General features: G+C 62.2%; 22 protein-coding genes. 13 read left to right on the forward strand and 9 right to left on the reverse strand.

Annotated elements, in window-relative coordinates:
• Positions 1 to 60: 60 nt before the first annotated feature.
• On the forward strand, positions 61 to 543 hold the full coding sequence (locus HX868_RS05630) for an L-2-amino-thiazoline-4-carboxylic acid hydrolase (RefSeq protein ID WP_016977290.1): 483 nt from the start codon (positions 61 to 63) through the stop codon (positions 541 to 543).
• Entirely contained in the window at positions 536 to 1,771 is a 1,236-nt protein-coding gene (locus HX868_RS05635; protein ID WP_177002187.1) for a Zn-dependent hydrolase, read from the forward strand. Before HX868_RS05630 ends, HX868_RS05635 begins: the two co-directional genes overlap by 8 nt.
• A gap of 106 nt (positions 1,772 to 1,877) precedes the next feature.
• On the opposite strand, the gene HX868_RS05640 is transcribed toward HX868_RS05635, so the two are convergent.
• Complete coding sequence (locus HX868_RS05640; RefSeq protein WP_177002188.1) at positions 1,878 to 2,666, reverse strand: AraC family transcriptional regulator; 789 nt, start codon at positions 2,664 to 2,666, stop codon at positions 1,878 to 1,880.
• An 86-nt stretch (positions 2,667 to 2,752) separates the two neighbouring features.
• Between HX868_RS05640 and HX868_RS05645 the strand changes: the two genes are divergently transcribed.
• The 3 genes from HX868_RS05645 to HX868_RS05655 all read left to right on the forward strand — a co-directional run bounded on the left by HX868_RS05645 (position 2,753) and on the right by HX868_RS05655 (position 5,504).
• Complete coding sequence (locus HX868_RS05645) at positions 2,753 to 3,751, forward strand: bile acid:sodium symporter family protein (protein WP_012724877.1); 999 nt, start codon at positions 2,753 to 2,755, stop codon at positions 3,749 to 3,751.
• A gap of 86 nt (positions 3,752 to 3,837) precedes the next feature.
• A complete protein-coding gene (locus HX868_RS05650) occupies positions 3,838 to 4,197 on the forward strand; it encodes a type 1 fimbrial protein (RefSeq protein ID WP_177002189.1) in 360 nt (119 codons plus the stop codon).
• Positions 4,198 to 4,319: 122 nt separating this feature from the next.
• Positions 4,320 to 5,504 (forward strand): sugar transporter, encoded by a 1,185-nt coding sequence (locus tag HX868_RS05655; RefSeq protein ID WP_177002190.1) that lies wholly within the window; start codon positions 4,320 to 4,322, stop codon positions 5,502 to 5,504.
• A 29-nt stretch (positions 5,505 to 5,533) separates the two neighbouring features.
• On the opposite strand, the gene HX868_RS05660 is transcribed toward HX868_RS05655, so the two are convergent.
• Together HX868_RS05660 and HX868_RS05665 are read right to left on the reverse strand one after the other, a co-directional pair.
• Positions 5,534 to 5,821: a helix-turn-helix domain-containing protein gene (locus HX868_RS05660; RefSeq protein WP_126570912.1), complete on the reverse strand. Its 288-nt coding sequence runs from the start codon at positions 5,819 to 5,821 to the stop codon at positions 5,534 to 5,536.
• A gap of 2 nt (positions 5,822 to 5,823) precedes the next feature.
• A complete protein-coding gene (locus tag HX868_RS05665; protein ID WP_177002191.1) occupies positions 5,824 to 6,138 on the reverse strand; it encodes a type II toxin-antitoxin system RelE/ParE family toxin in 315 nt (104 codons plus the stop codon).
• A 238-nt stretch (positions 6,139 to 6,376) separates the two neighbouring features.
• On the opposite strand from HX868_RS05665, the gene aqpZ reads away from it, so the two are divergent.
• A complete protein-coding gene (aqpZ, locus tag HX868_RS05670; RefSeq protein ID WP_425504215.1) occupies positions 6,377 to 7,078 on the forward strand; it encodes an aquaporin Z in 702 nt (233 codons plus the stop codon).
• A 72-nt stretch (positions 7,079 to 7,150) separates the two neighbouring features.
• On the opposite strand, the gene HX868_RS05675 is transcribed toward aqpZ, so the two are convergent.
• The 4 genes from HX868_RS05675 to HX868_RS05690 all read right to left on the reverse strand — a co-directional run bounded on the left by HX868_RS05675 (position 7,151) and on the right by HX868_RS05690 (position 11,140).
• Positions 7,151 to 8,350: an NAD(P)/FAD-dependent oxidoreductase gene (locus HX868_RS05675; protein ID WP_177002193.1), complete on the reverse strand. Its 1,200-nt coding sequence runs from the start codon at positions 8,348 to 8,350 to the stop codon at positions 7,151 to 7,153.
• Positions 8,351 to 8,483: 133 nt separating this feature from the next.
• Positions 8,484 to 8,852, reverse strand: a complete 369-nt coding sequence (locus HX868_RS05680; RefSeq protein WP_177002194.1) for a response regulator transcription factor — start codon at positions 8,850 to 8,852, stop codon at positions 8,484 to 8,486.
• A gap of 81 nt (positions 8,853 to 8,933) precedes the next feature.
• Positions 8,934 to 9,605, reverse strand: a complete 672-nt coding sequence (locus tag HX868_RS05685; RefSeq protein ID WP_177002195.1) for a response regulator transcription factor — start codon at positions 9,603 to 9,605, stop codon at positions 8,934 to 8,936.
• Positions 9,602 to 11,140, reverse strand: coding sequence for a sensor histidine kinase (locus HX868_RS05690; RefSeq protein ID WP_177002196.1), 1,539 nt, complete (start codon positions 11,138 to 11,140; stop codon positions 9,602 to 9,604). Before HX868_RS05690 ends, HX868_RS05685 begins: the two co-directional genes overlap by 4 nt.
• Before the next feature lie 220 nt (positions 11,141 to 11,360).
• Between HX868_RS05690 and HX868_RS05695 the strand changes: the two genes are divergently transcribed.
• Together HX868_RS05695 and HX868_RS05700 are read left to right on the forward strand one after the other, a co-directional pair.
• Positions 11,361 to 12,290 carry a LysR family transcriptional regulator gene (locus HX868_RS05695; RefSeq protein WP_281364974.1) on the forward strand — a complete coding sequence of 310 codons (930 nt, stop codon included), beginning with the start codon at positions 11,361 to 11,363 and terminating at the stop codon, positions 12,288 to 12,290.
• A complete protein-coding gene (locus HX868_RS05700; protein WP_177002197.1) occupies positions 12,290 to 13,708 on the forward strand; it encodes a mechanosensitive ion channel family protein in 1,419 nt (472 codons plus the stop codon). Before HX868_RS05695 ends, HX868_RS05700 begins: the two co-directional genes overlap by 1 nt.
• A gap of 59 nt (positions 13,709 to 13,767) precedes the next feature.
• Here HX868_RS05700 and HX868_RS05705 read toward each other — a convergent pair whose 3' ends face one another.
• Positions 13,768 to 14,763, reverse strand: coding sequence for a GlxA family transcriptional regulator (locus tag HX868_RS05705; protein WP_177002198.1), 996 nt, complete (start codon positions 14,761 to 14,763; stop codon positions 13,768 to 13,770).
• A gap of 72 nt (positions 14,764 to 14,835) precedes the next feature.
• Positions 14,836 to 15,780, reverse strand: coding sequence for an aliphatic sulfonate ABC transporter substrate-binding protein (locus HX868_RS05710; protein WP_177002199.1), 945 nt, complete (start codon positions 15,778 to 15,780; stop codon positions 14,836 to 14,838).
• A gap of 245 nt (positions 15,781 to 16,025) precedes the next feature.
• On the opposite strand from HX868_RS05710, the gene HX868_RS05715 reads away from it, so the two are divergent.
• The 5 genes from HX868_RS05715 to HX868_RS05735 are packed head-to-tail and all read left to right on the forward strand — an operon-like array spanning position 16,026 to position 21,125.
• Complete coding sequence (locus HX868_RS05715; RefSeq protein WP_177002200.1) at positions 16,026 to 16,964, forward strand: aliphatic sulfonate ABC transporter substrate-binding protein; 939 nt, start codon at positions 16,026 to 16,028, stop codon at positions 16,962 to 16,964.
• Positions 16,961 to 18,316: an LLM class flavin-dependent oxidoreductase gene (locus tag HX868_RS05720; RefSeq protein ID WP_177002201.1), complete on the forward strand. Its 1,356-nt coding sequence runs from the start codon at positions 16,961 to 16,963 to the stop codon at positions 18,314 to 18,316. Before HX868_RS05715 ends, HX868_RS05720 begins: the two co-directional genes overlap by 4 nt.
• Positions 18,309 to 19,367 (forward strand): ABC transporter substrate-binding protein, encoded by a 1,059-nt coding sequence (locus HX868_RS05725; RefSeq protein WP_177002202.1) that lies wholly within the window; start codon positions 18,309 to 18,311, stop codon positions 19,365 to 19,367. The genes HX868_RS05720 and HX868_RS05725 overlap by 8 nt, the downstream gene beginning before the upstream one ends.
• Positions 19,354 to 20,343, forward strand: a complete 990-nt coding sequence (locus HX868_RS05730) for an ABC transporter permease (RefSeq protein WP_177002203.1) — start codon at positions 19,354 to 19,356, stop codon at positions 20,341 to 20,343. Before HX868_RS05725 ends, HX868_RS05730 begins: the two co-directional genes overlap by 14 nt.
• Positions 20,337 to 21,125 carry an ABC transporter ATP-binding protein gene (locus tag HX868_RS05735; RefSeq protein WP_177002204.1) on the forward strand — a complete coding sequence of 263 codons (789 nt, stop codon included), beginning with the start codon at positions 20,337 to 20,339 and terminating at the stop codon, positions 21,123 to 21,125. The genes HX868_RS05730 and HX868_RS05735 overlap by 7 nt, the downstream gene beginning before the upstream one ends.
• The last annotated feature ends 7 nt before the right edge of the window (positions 21,126 to 21,132 follow it).

The following is a 21,132-nucleotide window of genomic DNA, read 5'->3' on the forward strand; positions in this document are numbered from 1 at the left end:
CGTCGGTTGTACATTTTTCGCGAGCAAGCTCGCTCCTACAAGGGCTAATGGAGAGCAGTCATGAGCAAACTGGAAGGTGAACTGGGCATCCTCGCCCGGCGGCGCATTGAGGCCGAAATCATCAAGCCGATCTACGAGATCCTCAAGCGCGAACAGGGCAAGGACTTTGCCGCTGCGGTGATCGGTGAAGCCGTGGGAAATGCCGCGATCCAGGCCGGCAAGCATTTTGCGTCGCTGGAAGAGCAGGGCGCTGACCTCAAGAGCTTCGTCGAGCTGCAAGTGCTGTGGGAGAAGGACGACGCGCTGAAGGTCGAGATCATCGCCAGTGACGCCGAACACTACGACTACGACGTCAAGCGCTGCCGCTACGCCGAGATGTACCACGAAATGGGCCTGGGCGAGATCGGCCATCTGCTGTCGTGCAACCGTGACGAGCTGTTTATCGTCGGCTACAACCCGGACATCCAGTTGACCCGCACCCAGACCATCATGGGCGGCGATCACCGTTGTGACTTCCGCTATCGGGCCAAACCTCATGAGTAAGCTGGCGCGTGTGAACGGCGAACGCCTGTGGGCTTCGCTGATGGAAATGGCGCAGATCGGCGCCACCGAAAAAGGCGGCGTCTCGCGCCTGGCGCTGACTGACGAAGACCGCCGTGGCCGCGACCTGTTCGTGCAGTGGTGCGAGGCGGCCGGTTGCAGCATTCGCGTGGATGCCATGGGCAATATCTTCGCCCGTCGTGCGGGGCGCTTCGATGATTTGGCCCCGGTGATGACCGGCTCCCACGGCGACTCCCAGCCCTTTGGCGGCAAGTACGATGGCATCTACGGTGTGCTTGCGGGCGTGGAAGTGCTGCGTACCCTGAATGACCTGGGGATCGAGACCGACAGGCCCATCGAAGTGGTCAACTGGACCAACGAAGAAGGCTCACGCTTTGCGCCGGCGATGATTTCGTCGGGCGTTTACGCGGGCGTGTTTGACCTGGAGTACGGGCTGTCCCGTGAAGACAAAGCCGGCGTGACCATTGGCCAGGCGCTGCAGCAAATCGGCTACGCTGGCACCGAATCGGTGGGTGGCCAACCGATCCACGCCGCGTTCGAACTGCATATCGAACAAGGCCCGATTCTAGAGGCACAGGGCATTACCATCGGCGTGGTCACTGGCGCTCAGGGCCAGCGCTGGTACGAAGTGGAACTGAGCGGCCGCAGTGCCCATGCCGGCACTACGCCCATGGATCATCGCCTGGATGCCTTGCTCGGTTTTGCCCGTGTGGTCGAGGCCGTCAACGGGCTGGGCCTGGAGCAGGGCGCCGAAGGGCGGGCCACGGTGGGCATGGCGAATATCTTCCCCAACTCACGCAACGTGGTGCCGGGGCGGGTGTTCTTCAGTGTGGAATTCCGTCACCCGGACGAAGCGGTGCTGACGCGCCAGGACCAGCAGTTGCGCGCTGCCGTGGTGCAAATTGCCGACGGGATCGGCTTGCAGCACAGCGTGAAGCAGATCTTCCAGTACGCGCCGATTGCCTTTGACGCGGGCTGTGTTGAGGTCGTGCGGACGTCGGCTGAGGCATTGGGCTACAACCATCGGCCGATGATTTCCGGCGCTGGGCATGATGCCTGCTACTTGAACCAAGTGGCGCCGACGGCGATGATTTTTGTGCCCTGTGTGGATGGGTTGAGCCATAACGAGGCGGAAGAAATTTCCCAGGAATGGTCGACCGCGGGGGCAGATGTATTACTCCAGGCTATCCTGGCCAAATCCACCCACTGATACCCCCTGTAGGAGCCGGCTTGCCGGCGATGGCGACCTCAGTTTCAGTGTAGATCTGGAGGACCTCATCGCCGGCGAGCCGGCTCCTACGCAAAAGGACGGGGTGTCAGCGGAAAAATTCGCCTGGGGTGGCCTCGAACTGCTGGCGAAACGCATTGATAAACGCCGAGGTGGATTCATACCCACACCCCAGCGCCACATCCGTCACCCGCTCGCCCTGTTCCAGGGCGGGCAGGGCGGTAAGCAATCGCAAACGCTGGCGCCACGCCCGGAAGGTCAGCCCGGTGTCGCTCAGGAACAAGCGGCTGAGGGTCTTCTCGCTCACCCCCAGCTTCTGACTCCACTGGCCCAAGGTCGTCTGCTGCTCCGGGTGTGAGTTCAAGCTGCGGTAGATCTGGCGCAAGCGCGGGTCCATTGGCAGCGGCAGCATCAGGTCGACCTGAGGCGCCGCCGCCAGTTGGTCCAGCACCACCTGGGCCAAACGCCCATCCGGCCCATCCTCGGCATATTCCACCGGCAATTCACTGAAACTGCGGATCAACTCCCGCAGCAAACTGCTCACCTCCAGCACATGACAGCGCTCATCCGCCCAGGTGGTGACGCTGCAATCCAGGTACAGGCTGCGCATCTCCGTGTGGGGCGAGCTGAAAACGCGGTGCGGCATGCCGGCCGGAATCCACACCGCCCGTTGAGGCGGCGCGACGAAGCGGCCGACGCTGGTCTGGATCTCCAGCACCCCGGAAATCGCGTAGGACAATTGCACCCACGGGTGGCTGTGGCGACGGGTCAGCGCACGATTGGGCAAGGATTCGGTGCGTCCATACACCGGCCGTGGCAGGCTGGAAAGCCCGGGCACACTACGGCGGACGGTCTTGTCATGTCCTTTAGGCGGCATTTACTGGCTCATTGGCGTTAGTCGGTAACAAGCCGTTACGTTAGAGTCGCGACGACGCTCTTGGCAACCCCCGGAAGATCCTGCTTATGACTCGCCCCCGTTTTCTGCCCGACAACTTCACCCTGACGCTGATCGCCACGGTGATCCTCGCTTCCCTGCTGCCGGCCAGCGGCCAGACCGCCGTGGCTTTCGGCTGGGTCACCAACCTGGCGATTGCGCTGCTGTTCTTCCTGCACGGCGCCAAGCTGTCGCGCCAGGCGATTGTTGCCGGTGCCGGGCACTGGCGCCTGCATCTGTTGGTGTTCAGCCTGACTTTCGTGCTGTTCCCGCTGTTGGGCCTGGCGCTCAAGCCGGTGCTATCGCCGTTGATCGGCAAAGACCTGTACATGGGCATGCTGTACCTCTGCGCTTTGCCGGCCACGGTGCAATCGGCGATTGCCTTCACGTCCTTGGCGCGGGGCAACATCCCGGCGGCGATTTGCAGTGCGGCGGCGTCCAGTCTGTTCGGGATCTTTCTTACGCCGTTGTTGGTGACACTGTTGCTCAACGTGCACGGCGAGGGCGGCTCTACCGTCGACGCGATCTTGAAGATCAGCGTGCAACTGCTGCTGCCGTTTATCGCCGGGCAGATCGCCCGTCGTTGGATCGGTGAGTGGGTCGGCCGCAATAAATCCTGGCTGAAGTTCGTTGATCAGGGCTCGATTCTGCTGGTGGTCTATGGCGCGTTCAGCGAAGCGGTCAACGAAGGCATCTGGCACCAGATCCCGTTGTGGGAGCTGGGTGGGTTGGTGGTGGCGTGCTGCGTGCTGCTCGCCTTGGTGCTGGTGGCTTCGACCGTGTTGGGCAAAGCCTTCGGCTTCAACCAGGAAGACCGCATCACCATTCTGTTCTGCGGTTCGAAGAAGAGCCTGGCAACCGGTGTGCCGATGGCCCAGGTGTTGTTCGCCGGGGCAACCATGGGCGTGCTGATTTTGCCGCTGATGCTGTTCCACCAGATCCAGCTGATGGTCTGCGCGGCGCTGGCGCAGCGTTATGCCAAGCGGCCGGAAAGCATTCCGGAACTGATGGGCCAGGTGGATCCATGATCCCTGTCACAACCTTCGGCGAATAGGCTCAAGTAAACGCCGGCCCAGACGACTACCTTCTTAACTACCCAAGAAGGAGCGTCGACATGAACGTTAAGCGTTTGTCACTGGTTACCGGCGCTCTTGCGCTATGGGCAGGTGCTGGAATAGCGGGCCCCTCAGGCGTCATTCAGTTTCACGGCAGTATCGTCGAGCCGAGTTGTCATGCGGCTGCGCCAGGCAGGTCGACGCTGGAACTCAAGGGCTGCCCCCAGGCCCTGCGTGGCAGCCAGTTAGCGGTGCAGCCTGTGCGCACGGTGACGGCGCTGGGCACTGCGCAGGTTAACGTCAAGTTGATCGCCGACCGCAGTGATGGGCGCTATTACGACCAGCGGTATGTGCTGGTGGACACCCTCGGCAAGCCCATTCAATCGGGGGCCTACGTGGTCACCCTGACCGCGCCATGACGCCCTGAGGTTGTTTTGAGCCGGATCGGCGTCAACAGCCGCGCCAGAAACCTATAGAATGCTCGGCGGCGGCGCTTGTCCTGGGTGGCCGTCTGATCATCGTCCGAGTACCGCGCCCTTCAATGAGCATTTCAGCCGCAACGCCCCAAGCCAACTGGCAACCGGTCATCGCCCTCGCGTTGGCCGCCTTTGTGTTCAATACCACCGAATTCGTGCCCGTCGGGCTGCTCAGCGCCATCGGCGCCAGCTTCGACATGCCCGTGTCCAGCGTCGGGTTGATGCTCACTATTTACGCCTGGATCGTGTCCCTGACCTCGCTGCCGGTGATGCTGCTGACCCGCAACGTCGAACGGCGCAAGCTGTTGATCGTGCTGTTCTGCATGTTTATCGTCAGCCACATTCTCTCCAGTGTCGCCAACAGCTTCGGCCTCCTGATGATCAGCCGCATTGGCATTGCCTTGTCCCACGCCTTGTTCTGGTCGATCACAGCATCGCTGGCAGTGCGCCTGGCGCCGGAAGGCAAGCAGGTGCAAGCCCTCGGCCTGCTGGCTACTGGTACGTCTTTGGCGATGGTGCTGGGCATTCCGCTGGGCCGCCTGCTGGGCGAAGCCATGGGCTGGCGCACCACGTTCCTGGTGATCGGCGCGTTCGCCGCCGCCCTGGTGTTCTGGCTGGCGCGTACCTTGCCGCTGCTGCCGAGCCAGAACTCCGGCTCCCTGCGCAGCCTGCCGCTGCTGTTCAAGCGCCCGGCGCTGGTGGCGTTGTACGTGCTCACCGCCATGACCGTGACCGCGCAATTCACTGCCTACAGCTACATCGAACCCTTCGTCGAAGACGTCGCCGGCATGAGCGGCAGCGCGGTCACCCTGATCCTGTTGGTGTTCGGCGGCGCCGGCATCATCGGCTCGCTGCTGTTCAGCCTGGTGCACCGTTTCAACCCGCACCTGTTCGTGGTCGGCGCGGTATTCATCCTCGCCGCGTGCCTGGCGCTGCTGCTGCCGTTGAGTGGTGCAGAATCCTACCTGGTGGTGCTGAGCGTGTTCTGGGGCATGGCGATCATGGGCTTCGGCCTGGCGATGCAATCCAAGGTACTGGTGCTGGCCCCGGATGCGACCGACGTGGCCATGGCGATGTTTTCCGGCATCTACAACATCGGCATCGGCGGCGGCGCCCTGATGGGCAGTTGGGTGGGTAGCCAGTTTGGCTTTGCCTGGATCGGCGCGGCGGGCGGGTTGTTGGCGGCGGTGGCGTTGATTGGCTATTGCCTGGCGATTCGCCGATTTGGGCAGGGTGTGGCGCGAGCCTGAGTCAACCGCCCGCGCCAGCCACCGTTGGGCTAAGGCGCCAATGCATTCAACACGTGCACGGGGTCATTGTGAATGGCCCTCAACAGCGCTTTGGCCGGCCCTGTCGGTTCCCGTCGCCCCTGCTCCCAATTACGCAGTGTGCCGATTTGAACATCGATCATCGCGGCGAATGCAGCTTGAGTCAGGCCGGTTGCCTTACGGATTTGTTTGACTTGAAGCGCGTCAACAATGAATTCGCGAGAGGGCTGGCGCTCGCCTCGGACGATTTCGTCCATTTGTTGCACGCTTTCCATCAGCTCATCAAAGAATTTGCTCATGGTTATCTCCAGTGTTCGATGACGGCTTTCAATGCCTTGCGTTCATCGTTTGTCAGGTCTTGTTGTTCGTTTTTCGGATAAATCATCAGTAACGCGATTTTTGACGCAGTGACAAAGTGGTAGTAAATCACTCGCGCACCACCACGATTACCGTGGCCCTTTGAGGCGACACGTAATTTTCGGATGCCACCCGTACCTTCAATCACGTCTCCCGCCCTTGGGTTCACCATCAACGCTACCTGCAAGCTCAAATAGGTATCGTGATTCATGAGTTCCGTTACACGCCGGGTAAAAATTGGGGTTTCAATAAAAATCATAGCAAATGTACGCCATTGACTTAGTCGCCGGCAATGCTAGTGCAGTCAGACAGCTGGATCATCTGTTCAGTTGTAAGCGGGTTTTAGGTCAAAGCCCCCTATTCACTCTCCAGGCGTTAAACGTTCAAAAGCATTAATCCAGACAAGTCTTACACAGCAATTTGATACCCATTGCTACCGTCCCCCACGACCGCCCACGGCCTGTGGTGACGGCACTTGAACAGCAATGGAGTCGATTGTGCAAAAGCGTTTGACCGCCGAGTTTATCGGTACTTTCTGGCTGACGTTTGGCGGCTGTGGCAGCGCCATCCTGGCGGCGGCTTTTCCGGAATTGGGCATTGGGTTTGTCGGCGTTTCGCTGGCGTTCGGGCTCACGGTGCTGACCATGGCCTATGCGGTGGGCGGTATTTCCGGTGGGCATTTCAACCCAGCGGTGACCCTGGGTTTATGGGCGGGGCGTCGTGTGGCCGGTGGTGATGTGCTGCCGTATATCGCGGCGCAGGTGGCCGGTGCGCTTGGCGCTTCTGCGGCGTTGTACCTGATTGCCAATGGGCAGGCGGATTTCGCCGTAGGTGGTTTTGCCGCCAACGGTTATGGCCCATTGAGCCCTGGCCTCTTTGATATGAAGGCCGCGTTGCTCGCGGAATTCATCGCCACGTTCTTTTTCTTGTTCATCATCATGCGCGTGACCGCAGCGGGCGCGGTGCCGGGCTTTGCGCCGATTGCGATTGGGCTGGCCTTGACCTTGATTCACCTTGTGTTGATTCCGGTAACCAATACCTCGGTGAACCCTGCGCGCAGCACCGGGCCCGCGTTGTTTGCCGGCGGCGAGTACCTGGCGCAGCTTTGGCTGTTCTGGCTCGCGCCGATGGTAGGCGGAGTGATGGGGGCCTTGGCGGCGTATTCGTTGGGTGCGTGCGCAAAAAAAACGCCCGCCTAACAATTATCGGCGGGCGCTCGGGAATGACCGGGTCAGCAAGGAGTGAGCTGGCCGATGTAGGGCGTACGGGGATCAGGCCACCGGAATCAACGGGTCTGCCGCCGCCAGCGCCACCGCACGATCAGCGGCCGGTGGGTAGATCCACACGGTGTTGATCTGGTGCTTGAGGTCCTTGGCTTCCTGGCCGACCAGTTTCAGCTGACGGTCCCAGCCTTCGGTGAACACGGCGCCCCAGGCGCCGAGGTCGAGGCAGGTCACGTACTTGGGCTGGCTATAGGTCATCGGCGCGACGCCGATCAGGTCGGCGGCCACGTTGTTGCCGGCATAGCGACCCAGGGCGATGGCGTGCTGGCAGGACATGCCGGCGAAGTTGCCCAAATCATCGGTGGCGGCGTAGGCCACGTCGCCAGCGGCGAACACGTCGGCCTGGCCCTTGACCTTGAGGGTGCCGTCCACATGCAGGCGGCCCTGAGGATCACGAGTGCCGCTGACCTGTTCGGTGAGCGGGTTGGCCCGGAAACCGATGGTCCAGATCACGGTGCTGGATTCGATCCGCTGCCCATTCGCCAGGGTCACGCCGCCCGCATCCACCGAGGCGACCGAGGTGTTGAGCACCCAATCCAGGCCCAATTCCGTGCTCGCTTCGATGATCGAGGGGCGAATGCCATCACCCATGGATGCGGCGATCTGCGGGCCACGGTCGACCACTACGACGCGAATGTCAGCCTGGTCACCCAGTGCTTCACGCAGGCGGGCCGGCATTTCGGTGGCGGTCTCGATACCGGTAAAACCACCCCCGGCGACCACCACGGTATTGCGCGCCGCGCTGTCAGGCAGGTTCTTCAAGGCCTTGATATGCGCTTCGAGGCGCGTGGCGTCTTCGATCTGGTCCACATCGAAGACATGCTCGATGCCTGGCATCTGCGGGCGATTCAGACGGCTGCCGGCGGCCAGCACCAGGCGGTCGTACTGGATGGTGTTGGAGGTGCCAGCTGCGTTGCGGTAGGTCACTTGCTTACCGTTTTCGTCGATGCTATCCGCTGCGCCTTCAATGAACTTCACGTTCACCGCGTCGAACAATGGGCCCAGCGGCGCCATCATGGTGTGCACGTCGGGCTCGTAGAAACGTGGGCGGATGCGCAGTTCCGGTTGCGGGGCGAGCAGGCTGATCTGCACGTCGTTGCGGTCATGTTTGTCCAGCAGGCGGGCCGCGCTCAATGCGCTCCAGACACCACCGAACCCTGCGCCAATAATAAGAATGTGCTGTTTCATGGTTTGCTCCTGGAGAGGCGTTGTTGCCTGAGTGGGACTGTGTGGAGCCAGACTACCCAGGCCGTCTGCCTTGAACACTTCTACCTAGGGTCAGTGCAGGCATGCATAGGTGTGAGGTGGCTATACCAAGGTATTAGCGGCCCAGCACATCGGCGAGGCAGGCCATCAGTTGGGCGCAGGAAAACGGCTTGGGAAAGAATGCAATCGGCGGCGGCAATGCCGGGTCGATGCTGGGCGGCGGGCCGGGGTAACCGGTGATGAAAATCACCGGCAGTGAGACGCCATCGGCGTGCAGGGTTTCGTAGAGCTGGATGCCGGTGAGGCCAGGCATCTGGATGTCGCTGATCAGGCAGGCGGTAGTGCGGGGGGCATCCGAGCCGAGAAAGGCTTCGGCATTCGCATAGAGCCGGACGCTGTAGTCGTTGGAGCGCAGCAGCCCATCCAGTGCCAGGCGAACGGACTCATCATCATCGACGATGGCAATTATCTTCGTGTCGGACATTTCGTTACCTGGAGGCTATCGGGCTGCACATGGAAGCAACCCGCCATCACCCCACGATACGCCGTCCACACCGGCAACATACTATACGTGCGTATACCCAGCCTGTTGCTTGACCGGGATGCCGAGGGCCTGGGCCATACGCACCAGATCGGCGAAAGAGCGTGCAAGCATCTTGCGCATCGCCTGGCCGCGATGGATCTTCACGGTGATTTCACTCAGGCCGATTTCGCTGGCAATCTGTTTGTTCATCAGGCCGGAAACCGCCAGCGCCATCACCGTTTGCTCGCGGGGGGTGAGGGTGGCGTAGCGGCTGCGCAGTTCATCATCGCCGCGCTCGGCTTCACGCCGCGCCTTGTCCTTGGCGTGGGCGGCGCACACCGCGTCGATCAGGTCCTGCTCGCGGAACGGCTTGGCCAGAAAGTCCACGGCACCGGCTTTCATCGCGCGCACGGTCATGGCGATGTCGCCGTGGCCGGTCATGAACACGATCGGCAGGTTGATCCGCGCCGCCACTAATTCATTCTGGAAATCCAGGCCGCTGGTGCCTTGCAGGCGTACGTCGAGCACCAGGCAGCTGGGCAGGTCGGGGCGTGGGAAATGCATGAACTCGGCGGCCGAAACAAACAACTGGACCTGCAGGCCCACCGAGCGCAACAGGCTGCCGAGGGATTCGCGCAGCGGCCGATCATCATCGACGATATACACCCAGGGTTCCTGGCTGATCACGCGGTTCATCGGGTGAAGGTCGTTCATGGCGCCTCCTTGGCCAAAAGTGGCAGTGAGCAGGTGAATGCGGTGCCCGCGCCGGGCGTGCTGGTCGCCCAGAGGCGGCCACCGTGAAAGTCGATGATCGAACGGCAGATCGACAGGCCCATGCCCAAGCCATCGGGTTTGGTGGTGAAGAAAGGTTGGAACAACGTGGGCAGGTCCTTGGCGTCAATGCCAATGCCCTGGTCGGCCACTTCGAGCAAGACGTTATCGCCGTCCACCCAGGTGCGCACCCGCAGCAGGCGCTGGCGCGGGGCGACGGTTTCCATGGCGTGGCAGGCATTGATGATCAAGTTGATCAGCACCTGTTGCAGCTGCACGCGGTCGGCGTTGATCTGTGCGTCGAGCACGCCCAGCTCCACGCGGCTGCGCACCTTATGGCGCGACAGTTCGTGCTGCACCAGGCCCAGGGTTTCATTGACGATGGCGTCCAGCGACTCGGGTTTGCGCAGCGGGTCGCACTTGCGTGACAGCGCGCGAATGCGGCTGATCACCTCGCTGGCGCGGCAGGCGCTGGAGACGATGCGGTCGAGGGATTGGCGGGCTTCATTGAGGTCGGGTTCGGCGCGGTCGAGCCAGCGCCGACAGGCTTCGCCACTGCTGGTGATGGCGGTCAGCGGCTGGTTCACCTCATGGGCAATCGAGGCGGCCAATTCTCCCAGGGAGGTGATACGGGTGACGTGAGCCAGTTGGCTCTGCGCATGGAACAACGCCTCTTCGGCGAGCTTGTCGGTGGTGACGTCCTTCACCGCGCCCAGGTACTCGAAATGCCCACGGCTTTCGACGGGGCTGGCGATCATATGCAGGTGCTTGACGCGCCCATCCGGCATCAGCAGGCGGTGCTTGACCTCAATCAGCGGCTCGCGGTTCAGGGCCTTGGCGAAAACCTCGCGGGCCAGGTGGCGGTCGTCAGGATGGGTGCGCTCCAGCACCATCGCTGCAGTGGGTGCCTGGTGGTGTGGGTATTCGAAGATCCGCGCCAATTCCTCGGACCAGGACATGGCATCGCTGTCGCCACGAAAGCTCACGCTGCCGGTCTGGCTCAGGCGCTGGGCGCCCACCAGGTAAGCCTCGTTGTGCCGCAGGCTGTCCGCCGCGTACTTGCTGCGCAGGGCAAGAAAGGTGATGGCGGACAGCGCCGTGAGGCAGCGGAAGAAACCGGTGATCGATTCCCAGCGCTCATAGTTGCCGTTGTAGAGAAACAGCGCAGTGAGCAGCGCGATGGAAAACAGCGCGACGCCAATCACCACATTGATTGAAAACAGGTTGGCCGCCATCAACAGCAGCGTGATGTACAGCAGCGTCGGCGCCCAGTCAGTATGGGTTTCGGAGTTGATCACGAAAATGCCGCAGGCCACGACCAGCCCGACCACCCAACCCAGGGCGTTGATCGCTGGGGTTGGGCTGATGCCAAACGCGGCGCGTGCTTGGGGCTGGCGGGGTGTGAACACCAGCCGATCCCAGAGGCCGGTCAACCATGACTGTTCGCGGCGCGCGCTCGCGGGAACGTTGATTTTCATGGTGTTCAGGCACTCCATTGGTGTGATCGAGGGTGGAGCAGGGGTCACTTACTTTAAAAGCATCCGTTCTCACCGAGTAGGACACAAAACCCTGAAATCCTGCCAAGCCCTATACCCAGGTATGAGCGCGCTGACCCCAGGTAGGAGAGACGCACCACCCGCGCCGCCATAACCTGAGGCCTCTCACTCCTCTCCAAGGCCCTGCGGCCGGGTGGCTAACATGATGAACAGAAATGACCTGCGTCGTGCTGACATCAATCTGCTGGTGGTGTTCGAGTCGATGATGCATGAGCGCAATGTCAGCCGGGTCGGCGAGAAATTGTTCCTCGGCCAGCCGACCATCAGCAGTGCCCTCGGCCGCTTGCGGTTGATGTTCGATGACCCGCTGTTCATTCGCGCTGGGCGGCTGATGCAACCCACGTCCCGTGCCGAGGAAATCTTCAGCAATCTCGGCCCGGCGCTGGACAGCATTGCGGCAGCGCTGAGTCGCTGCCAGGCGTTCAACCCGGCGACCAGCGAGGCCGCTTTTCATATCGGCCTGTCCGACGACGTGGAATACGCCTTGCTGCCCAGCCTGTTGCGGCGCCTGCGTATCGAGGCACCCAACATGACCCTGGTGGTGCGCCGTGCCGATCACTGGCAGATGTCGCAACTGCTCACCAGTGGTGAGATCTCCCTGGGCATCAGCCACACCCAGGAACTGCCGGCCAATGCGCGCCGCAAAAGCCTGCGGCCGATGCGTCCGATGCTGCTGCGCGCCGATCACCGGCCAGGGGACGTGGGACTGGACGAGTTCTGCCAGCGGCCCCACGCGGTGGTGTCGTCCATGGGCAATGTGATCGATGACTCCGACCGCGCCCTGGGCCTGATCGGGCGCCAGCGCAAAGTGGTGCTCACCGTGCCGCAGTTCAGCGCGTTGCCGGTGCTGCTGGCCGACAGCGACATGCTCGCCATCGTGCCCGACTATGTGGCGCGCGCCATGGCCGGAGTGGGTGGCCTTCGTGCGCAGTGTGCGCCGCTGGACTTGCCTGAGCAGGAGCTGGCGTTGGTGTGGCGCGGCACCACCCATAACGATCCGGGGGAGCGCTGGTTGCGGGCGCGCTGCAGTGTGTTCCTGGGTGAGCCGGTGATGCTTGCGGTAGCCAGCTGATGAACCTCTACACCCATCCCTTGCTGCTCGGCGGCGTGCTGATCTTGCTGGACCTGGTGCTGTGGCAAGGACTCGGCCCAGCGCGGCGCACCTTGCGCAGCGGAGTGCGGGTGCTGGTGTTCGCGCTGTTTTGCTGGGGCATGGTAGCGGCCGGCGTCAGCCCCTTACAGCCACCACTTTGGCCGGACGACGCGGTGCTCAACTTGATGGCCACCGTACTGGGTATCGGCTGGTGGTTGTTCGCCGCACGCACCCTGACCGTGATCCTCGGCCACGGCCTCACCACTCGTGTGGGGCAGAGCGCGCGCTTGCTGCATGACGTGCTGGGGGCGGTGATCTTCCTGGTCGCCATCGTCGGCGCGGCGGCCTATGTGCTGCAACTGCCGGTCAAGGGCCTGCTGGCGACCTCGGGCGCGATGGCAATCATCCTCGGCCTGGCGTTGCAAAGCACCTTGAGCGATGTGTTCAGCGGCATCGTGATCAATACCACCAAGCCCTATCAGATCGACGACTGGGTCAGCATCGATGGGGTGGAAGGCAAGGTGCTGGAAATCGACTGGCGTTCGACTCATCTGCAGACGGAAGCGGGCAGCACCGCTGTGCTGCCCAACTCCCTGGCAGCCAAGGCCAAGGTCCTCAATCACAGCCGTCCTGGCGGGGCGCACCGCGTCAGTGTCAGCCTGGCGGTGCCCAGTGGCATCGCGCCTCGCCTGGCATTGGAGGCGTTGGAAAAAGCCTTGCAGGGCACTCATGCATTGCTGCCGGGGCCCAAGGTCTCGATCAACAGTTCGCAACTGGAATTCAACGAGTACGAACTCAAGGGCTTCGTCGCCTCACGCTCGGCCCGCAGCGGCGTGCGTAACTTGATGTTTGACCTGGCCCATCGACACCTTGAAGCGGCTGGGCTGACCTGGGGCGAAGGCTCCAACACCAAGGCTTGGAGCCGCCAGCGGCAATTGCTGGAGGAAGTCCGGGTGATGCGTGCCCTCAGCCTTGAGGAGCGCGACCGCCTGGCCGACGCCATGACCCCCGTGGACTTCCAGGCCAACCAGGTGCTGCTGGCCTTCGATGAAGTCGCCGATAGCCTGATGATCATCGCCACGGGCGTGGTGTCGGCAGCGATCCATGATGGTGACCGCGTGGTCGAAGCCGGCCGCATGGGCCCCGGCGAAGTGATGGGCGAGGAGGGGATCCTGGCCGATGGACGTTCCCGAGGGCAGTTCCGCAGCCTCACCAGCGGGCGGTTGTTCCGCATCGAAAAATCACTGCTGGGCGCGCAGTTGCAGCACAGCAGTGATTTGTTGATGGCATTGGACCGGTTGCAGCATCAGCGCGAAGACATCCGTGATGCGGTGGTGCTGAAGAAACCTGCGCCAGTCAAGAGAAGTACTTTGCTGCGGTGGCTCCAAAAACACTGATCCAACTGTGGTGAGCGGGCAAGCGAGATGACTACAACAATTCAGATCACCTCAACAACCTAGCGGGAAAACCGCTCCCGATACTCCCGCGGCGAAATCGTCAGGTGGCGGTGAAAGGTATACCGCATCCGCTCCTCATCGCCGAACCCACACAGCCGGGCAATCTGGTCGATATTGCGGTCGGAATCCTCCAGCAGGCGGCGCGCCGCTTCCATGCGAAACAACTCGATGGCCTTGGCCGGTGTGCGCCCGGTGCGTTGTTTGTAGACCCGCGCAAAGTTGCGCGGGCTCATCTGGGCCTGGTGTGCCAGACGCTCCACTGACAGCTCCGAGTCCTGCAAGTTGTCGGCGATCCACAGGTGCAGCTCATCGAAACCCGCACTCTCGTCGGTCTGCGCCTGCAACAGTTGGCTGAATTGCGCCTGCCCGCCGGGGCGCTTGAGGAACACCACCAACTCCCGTGCCACTTGCAACGCCACATCGCGGCCGCAGTCGATCTCGACCAGGGCCAATGCCAGGTCGATCCCAGCCGTCACACCGGCCGAGGTCCATACATTGCCCTGTTGGATGAAGATTGCGTCCATGTCCACCACGATGGCCGGGAAGCCGTGCTTGAGCATGTCGCACATGGCCCAGTGAGTGGCGGCGCGGCGACCGTCGAGCAAACCGGCCATCGCCAGCAGAAAGGTGCCGCTGCACACCGAGGCGGTGCGGCCGGCAGTGGCGGAGGCTATGCGCAGCCATTCCACCAGCTCGGTATTGGCCGCCATTGCCTGTTGAATGGCCGGCGCGCCAGGCACGATCAGGGTGTCGATGGGCGTATCAGCCAATTGCCCGAGTGCCACCGTGTCTACGCTCAAGCCTTCGGCGGTCTGCATCAAGCCTCCAGCCAGGCTGGCGGTGTGCATCATGTAACCCGGCAAGCCGCGTTCGGCCATGGCCTTGGTGGCGGCCCAGAACACGGTCTGGGCACCGGTCAGGTCAAGAAGACCCATTTGCGGGTAGGCCAGGAATACCAGGGTGCGCGTTTGAGCGAGTGGAGCGATCGGTGACATGGGGGCGGTATCCTGGAGACGGGGAGCAAGGCTCAGCCGTTGTACCACTTACCGCACTCCTTGCTCACCCCCTCAAGGCTTCCAGGTTTGCACATCCTTGGCATCCACGGCCTTGGGCAGTAGTCCTGCCTTGAAGAACGCATCGGCGATTTTCTGCTGCTCGCCCAGTTGGTCGAGCGTCACCGGCTGCACCTGGTAACTGCGGTGTGCATTGGCGGCTTCAACGGTGGCCGCATCCAGGTTGCCCCACAGCGGGCCGAGAATCTTGGCCGCGCCCTGTGGGTTGGTTTTCACCCACTGGCCGGCCTTTTCCAGCTGTTCATACACCACCTTCAACACCTCAGGATGCGCCTTGGCGTAGGGCGTGCCCGTCAGGTAATAGCGCTTGTAACTGGCCAGGCCTGCGCCGTCGGCCAGGGTGCGCGTCGGCAGTTGGCGCTGCACGCTGGTGAGGAAGGGTTCCCAGGTGACCCAGGCATCGACCTTGTTGTTCTCGAACGCCGCGCGACCATCGGCGGGTGTCAGGTAAGCCGGTGTGATATCCGAAAATTCCAGGCCTGCCTTGGCCAGCGCGGCAATCAGCAAGTAGTGGGTGCCCGCCGCCTTGGTCACGGCGATTTTCTTGCCTTTGAGGTCGGCCAACTGCTGGATCGGCGAGTCTTTGCGCACCACGATGGCCTGGGCTGACGGCGAGGGCGCTTCCTGGGCAAAGTAGGTGAGTTTGGCCTGGGCGGCCTGGGCGAAGATCGGCACGGTGTCGGCCACGTCGGCACTGATGTCGACGTTGCCCACGTTGAGCGCTTCGAGCAGTGGCAGGCCGCTGGGGAACTCATGCCAGCTCACGTCGATGTTGTCGGCCTTGAGGGCTTTTTCCAGGGTGCCTTGGGTTTTCAGCAGGGTGATCAGGGTAGAGGACTTCTGGTAACCGATGCGCACGGTTTCCTGGGCCTCGGCGCTCGCGGCGACGGAAAAGGCCAGCAACCCGAGTACTGCGGCGAGGGGGCGACGTATGGACATGGCGAGCTCGATCTTCAACGAAATAGCGTCGAGCTTAAAGTTCTAAAAACCATTCGTTAAATACTCTTTCGATCTTAGCTTAGGGCGCTTTTTCCTGGATCCGACGAATTGGGCATAACCATAGAATTATAAGATTCTTTCATCATTTCTCGTCGTTAATATAATCGAATGAGTTTTTCTGCCAGGCCTTACGCGGTTTTTTGGCATATGCAGCTCCTTCTATTTCTCTCACGCCAAGGCCTTCCATGACGTTCAAGAAACTTATCGTTGCCGCCAGTCTGCTATTCGCTGCGGCGGCGGCCCATGCCGAGCAAACCCTGGACATCAGCTACCAGCGTTCGTCCACCTTGTGGATCCTGCTCAAGCAAAATGGCCATTTGGAACAGCGCCTCAAACCGCTGGGCTTTACCGTGAACTGGCATGAATTCAGCACTGGTTTGCTCAGTTCCTTGAACGCCGGCAGCGTCGACCTCCATGCCGATGTGGCCGATGCCTTTGCACTGTTCACCCAGGCCGCCGACGCGCCGTTGACCTACTACGCCCAGGAAAACGCATCGCCGGGCGCCCAGGCGATCATCGTGCAGGACCAATCGCCGATCCACAGCATCGCAGACCTCAAGGGCAAGACCGTCGCCGTGTCCAAGGGATCGGGCAGCAATTACCTGCTGATCTCCGCGCTGAAGAAAGCCGGCCTGACCCTGGCCGATATCACCCCACGCTACCTGGAAGCACCAGACGGCGGTGCCGCCTTCGCCAATGGCAGCGTGGACGCGTGGGTAATCTGGGACCCGTTCCTCGCCACCCAGCAACTGGATCACCACGTGCGGGTGATTGCCGATGGCAAGGACGGCCTGGCCGACTACAACCGTTTCTACCTGGCGACCACTAAATTCGCCAACGCTCACCCGGACGTGTTGCAGGTGACCTTCGACACCCTGCGCGAGACCGGCCAATTGGTGAAGGCCCACCCCAAGGAAGCTGCCGAAATCCTCGGCCCGCTGTGGGGCAACATCGCTCCGGCTACGGTCGAGCGCGCCAATAGCCGTCGCAGCTACGACATTATCCCGGTCAAGCTGGAAAACCTCGCCGAGCAACAGCGCATCGCCGACACCTACTACGCCGCCAAGCTGATTCCCAAGCCGTTGAAGGTCAGTGCAATCACCCTGTGGACACCCAAACCATGAGCCGCCAAATTCATTTGTCCGCGTTCCTGTTGAGCGGGCCGGTAGTACACAGCCACGCGGTGTGGCGCCATCCGGAAACCGTCGGCAATTACCTCGACCCCGAATATTACGCGCGCGTGGCCAAGGTGGTAGAAGAGGGGTTGTTCGACTTCCTGTTCTTCGCCGATCGCCTGGCCGTGGGTGACCAGATGGGCGGCTCCCGCGAGTTCGCCCTGCGCTACGGCGCCCAGGACGCCACGCGATTGGACCCGTTGCCGATCCTCTCTTACCTGGTCGGCAAGACCTCCAAGCTGGGGCTCGGAGCGACCCGTTCCACCACTTATTACGAACCGGCGCACATCGCCCGTGAATTCGCCACGCTCGACCACCTGTCCAAGGGCCGTGCAGCCTGGAATATCGTCACCTCGATGAACGACAGCGAAGGGCGCCTGTTCGGCAAGGACAAGCACCTGGAGCACGACCTGCGTTACGACCGCGCCGATGAGTTTGTCGAAGTCGCGCTGAAGCTCTGGAACAGCTGGGGCAAGGACGCGCTGAAGCTGGATCGAGAAAGCGGCGTGCTGGCGGACCCCGAGTTGATCCGTTCGGTGCAGCATCAGGGCGAGTGGTTCCGGGTTGAAGGCCCGTTGAATATTCCGCGCACGCCCCAGGGACGACCGGTGCTGATCCAGGCCGGTTCGTCCGGGCGGGGCCGGCGCTTCGGCGCGCGGTGGGCCGAGGCGATTTTCACCATTCACCCGCATTTGGCGGCCATGCGTGCGTTTCGCGATGACGTGCGTGCGCAGGTGGTGCAGCAAGGCCGTGAGGCTGACAGTTGCAAGGTGCTGACGGCGGTGATGCCGTTTATTGGGGGCAGCGAGGCCGAAGCCCGGGCCAAGCGCGACAAACACAACGCTTTGGCGCGACCTGAATTGGGGCTGGTGACATTGGCTTCACAGTTGAATGTGGACCTGTCGCCATTCCCGCTTACGGCGACGCTGGCTGAGATCGCCCAGTCGCCGCTGATCCACCCGGCAGCCGCCGAAAAGCTGTTGATGCAGGGGCCGGAAACCACCCTGGAACAACTCGGGCGCATCTTCGCCAGCAGCGTGCGGGTGCCGCAGTTGGTGGGCACGGGGGCACAGGTTGCCGATCAATTGGCCGAACTGTTTGAGCAGGGTGGGTGCGATGGGTTTGTGATTTCACCGGGGTATCTGCCGGGCTCGTTCACCGAGTTTGTCGAGAGCGTGATTCCACATTTGCAGCGCAAGGGATTGTTTCGCACGGCGTACGAAGGGGCGACGTTGCGCGAGCATTTGGGATTGGCTGATCTCAACAACAGAATTGATAAAAAGGATATTTCGCATGGCTGATTTCGATCATTTAACCCGCCGCCGCCTACTCGGCCTGGCCGGTATCACCCTGGCCAGCCTGTCGCTGCCACGCCTGGGGTTCGCCGCTGACGAACACGCTGGCCATAACACTTCACAGGAACCCGCCGGCACCGGCGAGTTCATTCGCCTCGACGCGCCACGCAAGTTGAAACTGGCAGTCAACCTCAACGCCGTGTGCCTGGCGCCCGTAGTAATCGCCCACGGCCAGGGCTTTTTTACCAAGCACAATCTGGACGTGGAGTTGGTCAACTTCGGCAACTCCACCGAGGTGCTGCTGGAGGCCATCGCCACCGGTAAAGCCGACGCGGGCGTGGGCATGGCGCTGCGTTGGCTCAAGGCGCTGGAGCAGGGGTTCGACGTGAAACTCACGGCGGGCACCCACGGCGGTTGCCTGCGTCTGCTCAGTGCGGTGAATGGCGGCGTGACCAAACTCGAAGACCTCAAGGGCAAGGCCATCGGCGTGACCGACATGGCCAGTCCGGATCGCAATTTCTTCTCGATCCTGCTGAAGAAACACGGCGTGGACCCGGTGCGCGACGTCGAGTGGCGCCTGTACCCGGCCGACCTGCTCGGCACTGCCCTTGAGCGCGGCGAAGTGCAGGCGGTGAGTGGCAGTGACCCGTTCATGTACCGCCTGATCAAATCCGGCGTGGCCCGTGAACTGTCCACCAACCTGGTGGAGGAGTACGCCAACCTCAGTTGCTGCGTGGTCGGCGTCACCGGCAAACTGGTGCGCGAAGACAAACGCGTGGTCGCGGCCTTGACCCAGGCAATTCTGGAGGCCCACGACTATTCCGTGCAGCACCCCGAAGAAGTTGCCAAAGGCTTCCAGGCCCATGCGTTGAATACGTCGGTAGAGGAAGTGCAGGCAATCCTCCACGACCACACCCACGGGCACCATGCGGTAGGCGCGGCGCTGACCCAGGAAATCCTCACCTACGTGACCGACCTGAAAACCGTCGAAGTGATCAGCAAGAGCACCGACCCGGTGGAGTTTGCCAAGGAGATCACCGCCGATGTCTTCAGTTGATGCGGCAACCCTCAACCCGTCCCTGGCGTTTAAGGTCTGGTGGCAGGGCGTGGCGGTGGTGGGGGCCTGGTTGGCCGTCGCGCTGCTGATCAGCTACTGGCCCAACGCGACGCGCAACTGGCCGATGACCCAAGGCCTGGCCAATCTGTGCGTGGGCATCGCGGCGCTGTTCATCGTATTGAGCCTGCTGGGGCGCAAGATAGTGAGGTTGGGCCAGCGCCTGCGCAACGCAGGTCCCTGGCTGATCGCCTTGCCGGTGCTGCTGGGTGTCTGGGAGCTACTTACCGCCAAACTCGCGCTGTTGCCGGTGCCGTTTTTTGCACCGCCACAGGCGTTGTTGGCCGTGTATATCGAAGACTACCCACGGCTGGCCGACAGCCTGTTGCACTCGGCGTTGCTGCTGGGCTCGGGCGTGGCGCTGGGCGCGATCACCGGGTTTATCGCGGGGGTGGCGATCGGTTGGTCCACGCGCATCGGCTACTGGCTGCACCCGGTGTTGCGCATTCTCGGTCCGGTGCCGTCGACGGCGTTGTTGCCGCTGTGCTTCTTTCTGTTTCCCAGCAGTTGGAGCGCCAGTGTATTTCTGATCGCCCTGGCTACCTGGTTCCCGGTCACGGTGCTCACGTGGTCCGGCGTGGCGAGTGTGGACAAAGCCTATTACGACGTAGCCCGTACCCTCGGTGCCAAGCAAGGCTTTCTGATTTTCAAGGTAGCGATTCCCGCTGCATTGCCTCACGTATTTGTCGGCCTGTTCATGGGCCTGGGCGCCTCGTTTTCGACCCTGGTGGTGGCGGAGATGATGGGCGTCAAATCCGGTATCGGGTGGTACCTGCAATGGGCCCAGGGCTGGGCCGCCTACGCGAATATGTACGCTGCCTTGCTGATCATGGCGCTCGCGTGTTCGGGGTTGATCACCGGATTGTTCCTGGTGCGTGACCGGTTGTTGGCCTGGCAGAAAGGATCGATGAAATGGTAGCCCTGGCACACGCAGTATCGGCGTCGGAAGGTTTGGCGCTGCGCATAGAAAACCTCAGCCATGGCTTTGCCCTGGATGGCCAGCACCTGCCGGTGTTGGAGCGTGTGTCGTTGGACGTGGCGCCCGGCGAGTTCGTGGCCTTGCTCGGGCCTTCAGGATGCGGCAAGTCGACCTTGCTGCGCTTGGTGGCCGGCCTGGAACCGGCGGACGCTGGCCGCTTGCTGGCGGACGGTGACGCGATCATCGGCCCGGACCCTAGCCGCGTGGTGGTGTTCCAGGACCCGACGCTCTACCCGTGGCGCCGCGTGTGGGACAACGTCGCCGTTGGCCTGGAAGCGCAGGGGCTGCTCAAGACGCATTCGGCCAAGGTCGACGAAGCCCTGGAAAAAGTCGGCCTCAGCCAGTTCGCTCGCGCTTTTCCACGGCAGTTGTCCGGTGGCATGGCGCAACGGGTGGCGCTGGCCCGCGCACTGGTCAATCAACCCCGCCTGCTGATCCTCGACGAGCCGTTGGGCAAGCTCGACTCCCTGACCCGTATCACTATGCAAAAGGAACTGATCGACTTGTGGCAGCGCCAGGGCTATACGGCCTTGCTGGTGACCCACGATGTGGAAGAAGCCTTGTTGCTGGCCAATCGGGTGGTGGTGTTCAGCGACCGCCCGGCGAACATCCTCGCGCAGTTGACGATTGACCGGCCGTACCCCCGACACCGGGATGATCCTTATCTGGTGGACTTACGACGACAGATTCTGGGCCTGCTGGGGCTGGGGGAAAGCTGGTAGCCAGATA

The sequence above is a fragment of the Pseudomonas reactans genome (assembly GCF_013385825.1).
Taxonomy (GTDB): domain Bacteria; phylum Pseudomonadota; class Gammaproteobacteria; order Pseudomonadales; family Pseudomonadaceae; genus Aquipseudomonas; species Aquipseudomonas reactans.